Source organism: Shouchella clausii (assembly GCF_002250115.1).
Lineage (GTDB): Bacteria > Bacillota > Bacilli > Bacillales > Bacillaceae_D > Shouchella > Shouchella clausii.
Genome location: NZ_CP019985.1, coordinates 2,717,890 through 2,729,404, shown reverse-complemented (window position 1 = coordinate 2,729,404; position 11,515 = coordinate 2,717,890). Strand labels below are relative to the sequence as shown.

The 11,515-nt window shown below is 42.4% G+C and carries 10 protein-coding genes; 5 read left to right on the top strand and 5 right to left on the bottom strand.

Annotation, left to right across the window (positions count from 1 at the left end; translation table 11 throughout):
• Nucleotides 1–61 precede the first annotated feature (61 nt).
• Nucleotides 62–919, bottom strand: a complete 858-nt coding sequence (gene licT / locus BC8716_RS13035) for a BglG family transcription antiterminator LicT (RefSeq protein ID WP_094426319.1) — start codon at nt 917–919, stop codon at nt 62–64.
• Nucleotides 920–1,419: 500 nt separating this feature from the next.
• On the opposite strand from licT, the gene yhfH reads away from it, so the two are divergent.
• From yhfH to BC8716_RS13010, 5 genes are all read left to right on the top strand, one after another.
• Nucleotides 1,420–1,557, top strand: a complete 138-nt coding sequence (yhfH, locus tag BC8716_RS13030; RefSeq protein WP_094426317.1) for a protein YhfH — start codon at nt 1,420–1,422, stop codon at nt 1,555–1,557.
• 203 nt (nt 1,558–1,760) lie between these two features.
• On the top strand, nt 1,761–3,032 hold the full coding sequence (gene aceA, locus BC8716_RS13025) for an isocitrate lyase (protein ID WP_094426314.1): 1,272 nt from the start codon (nt 1,761–1,763) through the stop codon (nt 3,030–3,032).
• Between the two features lie 391 nt (nt 3,033–3,423).
• Nucleotides 3,424–4,110, top strand: a complete 687-nt coding sequence (locus BC8716_RS13020; protein WP_094429254.1) for a response regulator transcription factor — start codon at nt 3,424–3,426, stop codon at nt 4,108–4,110.
• Nucleotides 4,107–5,966 carry a sensor histidine kinase gene (locus BC8716_RS13015; protein WP_094426312.1) on the top strand — a complete coding sequence of 620 codons (1,860 nt, stop codon included), beginning with the start codon at nt 4,107–4,109 and terminating at the stop codon, nt 5,964–5,966. The genes BC8716_RS13020 and BC8716_RS13015 overlap by 4 nt, the downstream gene beginning before the upstream one ends.
• 139 nt (nt 5,967–6,105) lie before the next feature.
• Nucleotides 6,106–6,912 (top strand): polysaccharide deacetylase family protein, encoded by an 807-nt coding sequence (locus BC8716_RS13010; protein WP_094426309.1) that lies wholly within the window; start codon nt 6,106–6,108, stop codon nt 6,910–6,912.
• 194 nt (nt 6,913–7,106) lie between these two features.
• On the opposite strand, the gene sufB is transcribed toward BC8716_RS13010, so the two are convergent.
• The 4 genes from sufB to sufD are packed head-to-tail and all read right to left on the bottom strand — an operon-like array spanning nt 7,107 to nt 11,481.
• Entirely contained in the window at nt 7,107–8,504 is a 1,398-nt protein-coding gene (gene sufB / locus BC8716_RS13005; RefSeq protein ID WP_011247816.1) for a Fe-S cluster assembly protein SufB, read from the bottom strand.
• A 16-nt stretch (nt 8,505–8,520) separates the two neighbouring features.
• On the bottom strand, nt 8,521–8,964 hold the full coding sequence (gene sufU, locus BC8716_RS13000; RefSeq protein ID WP_011247817.1) for a Fe-S cluster assembly sulfur transfer protein SufU: 444 nt from the start codon (nt 8,962–8,964) through the stop codon (nt 8,521–8,523).
• On the bottom strand, nt 8,951–10,174 hold the full coding sequence (locus BC8716_RS12995) for a cysteine desulfurase (RefSeq protein ID WP_094426307.1): 1,224 nt from the start codon (nt 10,172–10,174) through the stop codon (nt 8,951–8,953). Before BC8716_RS12995 ends, sufU begins: the two co-directional genes overlap by 14 nt.
• Nucleotides 10,171–11,481: a Fe-S cluster assembly protein SufD gene (gene sufD, locus BC8716_RS12990; RefSeq protein ID WP_094426305.1), complete on the bottom strand. Its 1,311-nt coding sequence runs from the start codon at nt 11,479–11,481 to the stop codon at nt 10,171–10,173. The genes BC8716_RS12995 and sufD overlap by 4 nt, the downstream gene beginning before the upstream one ends.
• Nucleotides 11,482–11,515 lie beyond the last annotated feature (34 nt).

Here is an 11,515-nt window from a genome sequence, read left to right as displayed (position 1 = left end):
CAAATTAGGTCAGGTTATGCCCACTGAAGGTAACATTCCATCCATTCATATTCTCATTGATTTAATCCGCCTGGTCTTGCAAATGCCGTTTCGTCACCCTTTGTATGTGTAGGGTTAAATACATTTCTTCATCTTTAGAAATGGACCAATTATAGCTTTTAACTAAATAGATCTTGATTTTTTGACTGCATTGAAACGATTCAGGGTATTTTCTCTTTAGTTGCTCGTATAAGAAATTGTCTTCACTATCTGCCATTCTTTCTTTGCGAATAAAGCGAATCGCAAAAAAGCGAAGATGGGTTAAAAAACGCTCGTAATTAATCGACGTTTCATCTAATTCCATTTTAAAGTGATATTTCACGATGTTTAGCACATTATTGACTAATTCCGTCACTTGAACGGCTGTTGCCAAATTCCCTCCTGACAACTCGCTGTTGACAAGGTGGAGCGCAATCGAAGCCGCTTCATCCTCGGGAAACCGGACACCTGTTTGTTCTTCAATGATGTCTAGGCATTTTAGCGCAACTTGATACTCCTGTTTATAGTACTTACGAATTTCCCATACTAAAGGATTTTTCACGTGCACGTTTTCTTTATGTCTTTTAATTGCAAAACTAATGTGGTCCGTCAAGGCTACATACAAATAGTCATCCAGTTTATATGGCAATTGTGATTTCGCATAATCTAAAATCTTAGAGGCAATGTTTAAATATAGTTCTGACGTATCTCGTAATAATTTCGCTAACTTATCCGACACACCCCTTTTTTCCAAAACAAATGTTTTTTCGATTTTAGCTGTATCGATCGTTTCACCTGCCTTTTTTTGAAAAGCCAAGCCCCTGCCCATTACGACCATTTCTTGATCCCATTCATTCTTTGCTAGGACAACATTGTTATTAAATACTTTCTTAATTTGCATGATTCACTCGCCTTTATTTCTGACATAAAGAATTCTCTAGTAGGGAATGGTAAGATACGAAAACAAAAAAACCCAACTTTGCATATAGAATCCCCTTTAAAGGAACTCTCATACAAACTTAGGTTTTGCCTGCTAAACAGTAACAATCCATGTTATGAAATTAAATGAAATCGCTTACTATTACTTTTATCATGCTTATTTGGTTCTGTCAAGGGAAAAAAAGAAAAAATCGGAGATACCATCAATTTCTTTACGTGTACCACTAATAGCTAGCTCGCTTTCGACTCTGTATTGACCCGACGTCTCCCCCCAACATCCTCATATTCGTCGCCTGTTCCTTTTCATCGCCCTCCTCCCTTCTCTTTATGGCCCTCTTCATTGAATGGAAAACAGAAAAAAATTTTTTTGAAAAAGGTGTGTACATTTTCATTTTTACATTGTATACTGTACTACAACAGAAATAAACAAAATAAACTGTTCTATAAAAAAGGAGGAGACAAATGAGCTTGAAAAATCCAATTGACTTTTACAGAATGCTTCCGAGAAAAACGTGTCCTGAATGTGGCGAAGAGATGGAAGAGCAAGCTGAATCTTACTTCATGGAATGCGAACGCTGTCTTGCTAAAAAAGGTGAGTAAGTATAACTGTTTTATAACAACATGTTTATGGAGGAGGTGAATGTGACAGAAGAGAAGGAAATTCACATGACGGTTTGATGGTAGAGGAAAAAATGCATGAGAAGCCGGCTGGATCATTCTGATGAACGGCTGGTTCGAAAAGGCACACAGTTAGTTGAGTAGCTGATTTTAGATGACACAAACTTATAATGGGGGAATGTCCAATGCTAAAAGAAAAACAACTCGCAGAAAGCTGGGAGCATGAAGAACGTTGGAAAGGGATTACAAGGCCGTATGAAGCAGCTGATGTCATGCGGCTAAGGGGCACGCTCGAGATTGAATACACGATTGCCAGGCGTGGTGCCGAAAAGTTGTGGGAACTTCTCCATACAGAGGATTTCGTCCCGGCACTAGGCGCTTTAACTGGGAACCAAGCGATGCAGCAAGTAAAAGCCGGATTGAAAGCGATTTATTTAAGCGGCTGGCAAGTGGCTGCTGATGCCAATTTGTCAGGGAGCATGTATCCTGACCAAAGCCTTTATCCGGCAAACAGCGTACCGGAAGTTGTCAAAAAAATCAACCGCACGCTGCAACGCGCGGATCAAATTTACCACATGGAAGAAAAAGAAGACATCGATTGGTTTGCGCCAATTGTGGCCGATGCTGAGGCAGGCTTCGGTGGACAGCTAAACGTGTTCGAGTTAATGAAAAGCATGATTGAAGCCGGCGCCGCAGGGGTTCACTTTGAAGATCAGTTGTCTTCTGAGAAAAAGTGCGGGCATTTAGGCGGAAAAGTGCTGCTTCCAACGCAAACAGCAGTGCGTAATTTGATTGCCGCCCGCCTGGCAGCAGACGTGATGGGAGTACCGACCATTCTTATTGCTCGTACAGATGCCAATGCCGCTGACCTAATCACAAGCGACGTCGATTCATATGATGCACCGTTTTTAACGGGAGAACGAACAGCGGAAGGGTTTTTCAAAACAAAGTCAGGTCTTGATCAGGCGATTGCGAGAGGCTTAGCGTATGCGCCGTATGCTGATTTAATCTGGTGTGAAACGTCTGAGCCAAATATTGAAGAAGCACGTCGGTTCGCACAAGCGATCCACGAGAAATTCCCAGGCAAACTGCTCGCCTACAATTGCTCCCCTTCGTTTAACTGGAAAGCCAAACTGGATGACCACACCATTTTAAACTTCCAGAAACAACTCGGTGAAATGGGCTATAAATTTCAATTTGTCACACTGGCGGGCTTCCACGCCTTAAACCACGGCATGTTTGAATTATCCCGCCACTATAAGGACCGCGGAATGGCGGCGTACTCTGATCTTCAGCAGGCTGAATTTGCCAGTGAAGCCCACGGCTACACGGCAACAAGGCATCAGCGCGAAGTCGGCACAAGCTACTTTGATGAAGTTGCCCAAGTCGTAACAGGCGGGACTTCATCGACCACTGCCCTGAAGGGATCGACTGAAGCGGAACAGTTTCAATCTTAAAAACGTGAAAAAGCCGCCCGTTAATGGGTGGCTTGCCCGCCTTTCTAATAAACGCGATGCTCCGGCGCCTATGCCTTTTTTGAAAAGCCACCCCTTTACGACCATTTCCTGATCCGATTCATACCATTTTCATTCCATCTGACATACACGTAATTGTTTCGAGAGTTGAATAACCGATTCTAGCATCTGGAAATTCCCCTAAAAAAGTTGCCCCACGTCCTTAGTCTACGTTAATCTGATAGTAAATCATCCCCCCTTTCACCTCCCAAAACGAGGACCGTTCCTTAAAAAGATGACCACAATTATGGGAACTTAACTAAATTTACAAGTTGAAAAGATGATAAAGTATACTTACTATAAGTCTATTAAGAGAAAGTAAGGAATGGTTACATTGGGAAAAACAATACTAATTGTGGAAGATGAAGACATCCTTAGAGAAATAAGCAAAGACTATTTTATCGATGCGGGTTACGATGTATTGGAAGCAAAAGACGGAAAAGAAGCGTTAGCGATATTTGAAAAAGCAAACGTTGATTTGATTGTTTTAGATATTATGATGCCGAGGTTAGACGGCTGGTCTGTTTGCAAAAGGATCCGCGAACATTCTGTCGTACCGATTATTATGCTGACAGCCCGCTCAGATGAAGAAGATACATTATTAGGGTTTGATTTAGGCGCAGATGACTATGTCACAAAACCTTATAGCCCTAAAATTTTATTAGCAAGGGCCAAACGATTGCTTACTACTCCAGCGACAAATGAAAACACTAACAAGAGTCAAGAAATTTTAACGAGCAACGAACTTGAAGTCCATTTACATTCACGTACAGTTAAAGTAAAAGGCAATGTCGTCCCATTGACACATACAGAGTTTGAAATTTTAACGTATCTAATGAAAAACAAAAATATCGTTATTTCCAGACAACAGCTCATTATAAAAGTTTGGGGCTATGAGTATGCAGGTGACGACCGTACAGTCAATACCCATATTCGAAATTTGCGAAGCAAACTGGCTGACAGCGCTAAACAAATAAAAACAATCGTTCGTGCAGGATATAAATTTGAGGATTTACCATGAAAAATCGGATTGTAGTAAAATGGTTTCTGCTCATATCGTCATTATGCCTATTTATTTTATTTGGCATTTTTGTTGGTCAAACACTATTCTTTGAACAATACTATGCTAAAAACAAAGAAGAACGCCTTTCAGAAGCGATTGAAGCGTTCACAAAAACTTATTGGCATAACGAAGAAAATGAAACAAAGCTTCAAGAATTGGAACAAACATTTTATCGAGAAAACAATGCTTGGATAACCGTTTTAGACCACAATGGCTATATAAAAGGAACAAAAGATTATACGATCGAATTAAATGGGATATTTGAATTAGAAGATGAATTAGTCACTTACAGCGATGACAACTTTGTTATTCCTATCGTCTATTTAGAAAACTCCTTTGAGGTTAGTCAACAACTTGATGGTTTAAAAGACTATGAAAATCACCAAATGGAGATTCGCGGTGTAGAAATACAAGAAGAATTCTTCCCATATGAGATCATTTTAAGTAAAGACGAAGTCGAGCCCACTCCATTTACGAGGTTAGAGAGCGGAATAGAGGGCATCATTTATTGGCGAAATGATGCCCTTAAGGCTCAATTTGATGATAATGAAGCGTATACCCAAAAAGGCGTTTACGGGACGATTGCTGCCGTGAACATACCGGAAGACTACAGTCATTTTTATGTCACGGCTTTATCAAACTCGTTGTTTTTTGAGCGAATAAAAGCATTTCAAGCGGATTTGCTTTTTAACAATAACCCAGCCAATGATAACGGGACATCTATTCAAGACTATGAGCAAAATGGCATTCAATATAAATTGCTCACACATTCAGAGACGACCTCAAACGGAGACACACTCTATTTCTTAACAATGACGTCACTGCAACCAATAGATGAAGCAGCGGAAATGATGCAAGAGTATTTTATTTATATTCTTGTTGCTGTTATCTTTTTAATTTTATTGGTTTCGCTCTATTTTTCCAAGAAAATCGCAAGTCCGTTATTAAATATCAACCATACAGCGAAACAAATGGCAAATTTGGATTTCAAAGAGCGTATTCCTATTAAATCAAGCGATGAAATTGGCCAGCTTTCCGAAAGCATTAACATCCTTTCTGAAAAATTGCAAATGCACATTGAAAAGTTGCAACAGGATATCGAGAAAGAGAAACAGCTCGAAAAAACGCGAAAAGAATTTATAGCAGGCGTTTCACATGAATTAAAAACACCGTTAAGCATTATAAAAAGTTGTATGTCGATTCTGCAAGACGGGGTAGCGATTGAAAAAAGCGACCATTATTTCCAGGCAATGAATAATGAAGTCAATCGAATGGATCGATTGATTGTCGATATGCTCGAACTAGCAAAGTTCGAGTCAGGTACCTATAAAGTTAAGATGGATGTATTTAATATAAAGGACTCCATTCATAGCGTATGCAATCAGCTATCAATTAAAGCTCGTGATAAACAGCTCCATATAAATCTTAAGCTAAAGCCAATTGACGTTGTTGGTAATACACATCAAATTGAACAGGTTATGACAAATTTTTTGACGAATGCCATTCGTCATACACCCGTCGAAAGAATGATTTTCATCTCAACTGAGGATGAAGGAAATAGAGTAAAAATAAGCGTTGAAAATGAGGGGCATCCCATCGATACAGACCAACTCGGAAACATTTGGGATCGGTTTTACCAAGAGAAAAAAACGCAGCGTTCCAAAGAAGGCACAGGATTAGGTCTAGCGATTACGAAAAATATCTTAAAGCTACATGCTGTAGAATATGGAGTGATGAATACCGATAAAGGAGTCTGTTTCTACTTTTATTTACCAAAGAGTGAATCATCTTACCAGCCAATCAACGTACGTTGATTGGCTGGTTTTTCTATTTATAAAACTTTAACTCACCTCCACTCTATCTTTATCTCATCTTTATTTCATTCAACTAGTCTATATATACCATTTCAATTTGAATCACAATGACTATATGAACAGAAAAGGATGATCTCAAATGAAGAAAAAAGTGCTATTTTTAACCGTTGGCCTAGTGCTAGTAATTTCAGTAATAGGAGTCGTAAAAGCCAGCATTACAGAAGAAACGAAGCTCCCTATTAAACTAGAATACGAAAAACTCCAAACGAAAATAAGTAAATACGCGGAAAGCAAAGAAGACTACAATCAAGAAAAAAATGAGAAAGTCGTCTATTTAACATTTGACGATGGACCTAATTCCGCTACAACCGAAATTTTAGACATACTTGATCAATTTAATGCGAAAGCGACTTTTTTTATGCTCGAACCTGAAATGAGAAAATCTCCAGAAATCGTAAAACGAATTATAAGGGACGGTCACAGCGCTGGTCTACATGGTGTTACTCATGACAAAGATCAATTTTATCAATCCGAACAAGCGGCACTTCAAGAGATGGTAAAAACTCAAGAAACATTGCATGATATTTCGGGGGTGAAATCGGACTTAATTCGGACGCCTTATGGGAGTATCCCTTATTTAACAGATAGCTTCAGAGAGGTATTCGATCAACATGGCTTCAAGTTGTGGGATTGGAATGTCGATAGCGAAGACTGGAATTTATCAACAGAGGCTTCTTTGGATAGTGTGATTTCACAAATAGAAAAAATAGAAAACAATGGACAATCTCCCATTATTGTTCTCCATGACAAAACAGAAACCGCTAAGCAGCTGCCTAACCTATTAACCTACCTTCTGGAGAAAGGCTATAAACCTGAAAAAATCGACAACGACGTTGAACCTTACAGTTTTAACTGCAATGACCGCTGCTATAGCCTTACACCTTAAAAACCGGCAAGCTTAAACAAAAGTTTGTCATTCAGCCCCCTATTCCTTAAGATAAAAACCCCGGTTTCCACGTGGCCGGGGCTTCGATATATCCGCAAAAAAATACAGCAACCATGACGATTCAGGAAGAAATCCGTAAAAGTAAAACAGAAAACCCTTGCCACAAACGTTATGTGACAAGGGGTATTGTTGTATTATCCAATCGAGCCTTCCATCTCGAACTTAATCAAGCGGTTCATTTCGACTGCGTATTCCATTGGCAGTTCTTTTGTGAATGGCTCGATGAAGCCCATGACGATCATTTCGGTTGCTTCTTCTTCAGAAACGCCGCGGCTCATCAAGTAGAAAAGCTGGTCTTCGGACACTTTGGAAACCGTCGCTTCGTGTTCAAGTGTGATGTTGTTGTTCAAAATTTCATTGTACGGGATTGTATCTGATGTGGACTGGTTATCCATAATGAGTGTGTCACACTCAATTTTTGATTTCGAGCCGTCTGATTTGCGGCCAAAGTGGCAAATGCCGCGGTATGTGACTTTGCCGCCTTGTTTGGAAATCGATTTTGATACAATCGTTGATGAACAGTTTGGCGCAAGATGCGTTACTTTCGCGCCTGCGTCTTGGTGCTGGCCTTTTCCGGCAATCGCAATCGAAAGAACGGTGCCTTTCGCGCCTTCACCACGCATGATGACAGCAGGGTATTTCATTGTCAGTTTAGAGCCGATGTTGCCGTCGACCCATTCCATAGTCGCACCCTTATCGGCTACGGCCCGTTTTGTAACGAGGTTGTAGACGTTTGGCGCCCAGTTTTGGATCGTCGTGTAGCGGCAGTAAGCATTGTCTTTAACAATGATTTCGACGACTGCGCTGTGCAACGAGTTCGTTGTATAAACAGGTGCCGTACAGCCTTCTACATAATGGACAGAGCTATCTTCATCAGCAATGATGAGTGTCCGCTCGAATTGGCCCATGTTTTCTGAGTTGATGCGGAAGTACGCTTGCAGCGGCGTGTCAACTTTGACTCCTTTAGGTACATAAATGAACGAGCCGCCTGACCATACAGCTGAGTTGAGCGCTGCAAATTTGTTGTCTGCAGCAGGTATGACCGTAGCAAAGTACTCTTTAAAGATGTCTTCGTTCTCTTTTAGAGCGGAGTCTGTGTCTTTAAAGACGACGCCCAATGATTCCAAGTCCTCTTTCATGTTGTGGTAAACCACTTCAGACTCGTATTGAGCGGAAACGCCGGCCAAGTATTTCTGTTCTGCTTCTGGAATGCCCAATTTGTCAAATGTGTTTTTAATCTCTTCCGGCACTTCATCCCATGAACGTTCCGTTTTGTCAGAAGCTTTCACGTAGTACGTGATGTCGTCAAAGTTTAGCTCAGAGAGGTCGCCGCCCCACTGTGGCATTGGCATTTTGTAAAATTGTTCGAGCGACTTCAAGCGGAAATCAAGCATCCACTGAGGCTCCTCTTTCATACGGGAAATTTCTTCAACAATCTCCTTCGTCAAGCCGCGGCCTGAACGGAAAATCGATACGTCACGATCTGAAAACCCGTATTTGTATTCTCCGATATCTGGCATATTTTTTGCCACGTATATCCCTCCTAAATTATGATGAATGCGTGTCGTTCAGCCCTTTTTCGAGCGCCTTCCAAGCAAGCGTTGCACATTTAATTCGTGCAGGGAATTTTGTTACACCAGTAAGCGCCTCAATATCACCTAAGTCAAACTTGCCTTCATCATAGTCCTTTCCTTGCATCATATCTGAAAAAAGCTTAGACAGCGCCAGCGCTTCTTCGACGGTTAAGCCTTTGACAGCTTGCGTCATCATTGAAGCGGAGGCAAGGCTGATGGAACAGCCTTCCCCTGTAAAAACAGCGCGGTCTACTTTACCATCTTCTACTTTCATTTGTACTTGAACACGGTCCCCACATGTGGGATTGTTCAAATTTACCGTCAGTGTGTCCCCTTCAAGCTCGCCGCGGTTGCGGGGATTCTTATAATGGTCCATAATCACTTGCCGGTAAAGTGTATCGAGATCACGAGAAGACATCGCTAAAATACTCCTTTGCTTTGACTAATCCGTTTGCCAGAGCATCAATATCTTCTTTCGTATTGTACACATAATAGCTGGCACGAGCAGTGGCGACAACGTCAAGCCATTTCATTAACGGTTGTGCACAATGATGGCCTGCGCGAACAGCAATTCCTTCAGCATCAAGGACAGTCGCTACATCGTGGGGGTGCACGTCGCCAAGCTGGAATGTGATCACCCCTGCACGGTCTTTTGGCCCAAAGATCGTCAAATCTTTGAAATCGCCGAGACGCTCAAACGAATAGTCAACGAGTTCTTTTTCGTGCTGTTCAATTTCATTAAACCCTAAATCGGTGACAAAATCAATCGCAGCACCGAACCCGATTGCGCCAGCAATGATTGGCGTTCCCCCTTCAAACTTCCATGGGAGCTCTTTCCAAGTCGAATCTTGCAGACCGACAAAATCAATCATTTCCCCGCCAAATTCAATTGGCTCCATCGCTTCAAGCAACGCTTTTTTGCCGTATAAGGCGCCGATGCCCGAAGGGCCACACATTTTGTGTGCCGAGAAAGCAAAAAAGTCACAGTCTAATTGTTGGACATCCACGTGGACATGGGGAGCAGCTTGGGCGCCATCGACGACCATGACCGCGCCATGTTTATGGGCGACTTTCGCCATTTCAGCAATTGGGTTAACCGTGCCGAGCACATTTGAAACGTAGACAACGGAAACGATTTTTGTTCGTTCCGTTATCGTTGTTTCGACATCAGCTAATGAAATCGTCCCATCTTCTTGCAAAGGGATATACTTCAACACGGCCCCTTTCCGCTTGGCAAGCTGCTGCCATGGAATGATATTCGAATGATGTTCCATTGGCGTAATGACAATTTCATCGCCTTCGCCGACATGGTCATTTCCATAACTTTGCGCCACTAAATTAATGGCCGTGGTTGTGCCACGAGTAAAGACAATCTCCGCCGTGTCTTGCGCATTCAAGAAAGCCCGGACTTTTTCGCGTGCGCCTTCATATTCATCAGTCGCAAGCGTACCAAGCGTATGCACGCCACGATGGACATTAGAATTGTAACGGCGGTAATAATCATCGAGCTTTTCAATGACTTGGATTGGCTTTTGCGAAGTGGCGGCGCTGTCGAGATAGACAAGAGGATTCCCGTTAACTTGTTGGTCGAGGATCGGGAACAGCTTCTTTATCTCCTTTGCGTTCATCGTTTTGCCTTTCTTTCAATGACCGTTTTCATTTGCTTGCGGACTGACGCAACTGGAAGCTGGGAAACAACAGGCTCCAAAAATCCGTGGATGACAAGGCGTTCTGCTTCAGCCCGTGAAATGCCGCGGCTCATTAAATAGAACATTTGCAGCGGGTCAATCCGGCCAACAGAAGCAGCGTGGCCAGCCGTTACGTCATCTTCGTCGATTAAAAGGATTGGATTGGCATCGCCCCGGGCACGTTCGCCGAGCATGAGAATCCGTTCGGTTTGTTCGCCGTGCGCCTTTGTTGCTGCTTTTTCGATTTTTGAAATGCCGTTAAAAATGCCAAGGGCACGTTCCGTCATAACGCCATGCTTTAAAATATAGCCTTCTGAATGTTTGCCGTAATGCTTAATGAGCGTCGTAAAGTTTTGTTTTTGTTCGCCTGTGCCGACTGATACGAGCTTTGCGTCTGCATAAGAGCCGTCGCCCACCAAGTACGTAATGTTTTCAGCGACCGTATCGCCGTCGTTCATTTGCCCAAGCGCCCAATCGATGCGGCCGTCGCGTTCAACATGGGCGCGGCGGACAACATAAGTGGTAGCATCTTCATTGAGCGTATCGACACCGCCAAAGGAAACGCGGGCACCGGCGCCGACATAGACTTCAGCGACTAAGTTGGCTACAGATGCACCAGAGCCATAGCCTGTGTAATTTTCTACATACGTGACTGAGCTGTTGTCTTCCGCTACGATCAATACGTGGTTAAACAAACCGGCTTTTTCATCGGAAACCGCATAAACAGCTTGCAATGGCACTTCAACATTGACGTTTTTCGGCACGTAAATAAAGGCGCCGCCTTCCATCAATGCGGCATGCATCGCCGTTAGCTTGTTTTCGTCGGCTGAAACTGCTTCTGTTAATAAATACTTTTTAACGAGATCGCCATGCTCTTTAACCGCAGTCGCAAAGTCACAAAACACAACGCCTTTGTCTGCTAACTCAGCAGCATTTGTTTGAAAGATCGTTTTGCCATTGTCTTGGATTAGCAAGCTGTTTCCAGTTGCTTCTTCATCAACAAATTGCTGAATGTCGCTGGACAGCTCATCCAAGCTTGAAATTTCCTTTGGTTCTCTAAGTTCCTGAGTAAAGGACGTAAAATCCCAATTGTGGATTTTGGTTTTATCCGGCTTAGGAAGCTCGAGGCTTTCGACTTTATTCAATGCATCCAGACGCAAGTCCGTTAGCCATTTTGGTTCTTGTTTTCCTTCGGACCGTTCTTTTAACTTATCCGGACCGATCAGTGGGTTCGTCTCAACTGACATACATACCATCCTTTGCTGTTTTATCGTGAAAGCT